Below are 989 nucleotides of genomic sequence, written 5' to 3' on the forward strand. Positions count from 1 at the left end.
CACAGTATTTTCCGCCGTCATATTAATTCCCTTATTCTGGATTGATCGAGTCTAGTCGTTTTTCAACAGCCTTCAAACGAGACTCTGTACTATCTAAGCGTCGCAGTCGTGCAATGCTGCGCTTCCAATCTTTGTTACTCTGAACACCTGTGCCGGAGGAATATGCGCCAGGTTCGGTCAAGCTCTTTATGACCATGGTCATTGCAGTAATATGCACACCATCAGTAATCGTCAAATGCCCAGCAATACCACTTGCGCCGCCGACGACACAATTTTTACCTATCGTTGTTGACCCTGCGACAGCGGAACATGCTGCAATCGCGGTGTTTTCGCCAATCACAACATTGTGAGCAATCTGTATTTGGTTATCTAAAATAACGCCATTGCTAATAACAGTATTATCGAGCGCGCCACGATCGATCGTAGTATTCGCACCAATTTCAACATCATCGCCGATAACTACGCCACCCAACTGACTAATACGTTGCCAACCAATACCTGTCGGCGCAAATCCAAAGCCTTCAGATCCTATCACCGCCCCTGCTTGAACAGTGCAACGCTCTCCAATCGTCACCCCATGATAAACAACAACGTTACTATAGAGACGAGAATTGGAACCAAGCTCAGAATTCGCACCGATTGACACGTTATCACCGACATATACGCCATCACCGATCACGACATCATCTGCGATGACAACGCCATGTCCAATATATACATTACTCCCAATACTCGCTGATTCCGCAATAACGGAGCGATCAGAAATGTCGGGCGTAAAATTAGCGACGGAATCCCACTCGACACTTAGTTTGGCGTATGCGAGGTATGGATTCTCATGAACGAGAGCATTTCCCTCGAAACCTTCTGCGAGTTTAGGCGATAAAATGACAGCGCCTGCTGAGGTCGTCGCCAAATGCTTTACATAGGCAGGATTTGCAATGAAGCTCAGCTTAGCCTGATCCGCATCCTGAATAGTCGCTAAGCCATTA

General features: G+C 46.9%; 1 protein-coding gene. It reads right to left on the bottom strand.

Annotated elements, in window-relative coordinates; genetic code table 11:
• Positions 1-31: 31 nt before the first annotated feature.
• Positions 32-989, bottom strand: a 958-nt coding sequence (gene lpxD / locus A3762_RS03670; protein WP_068754145.1) for a UDP-3-O-(3-hydroxymyristoyl)glucosamine N-acyltransferase, incomplete at its 5' end; no start/stop codon positions are given.

The sequence above is a fragment of the Oleiphilus sp. HI0125 genome (genome assembly GCF_001635355.1).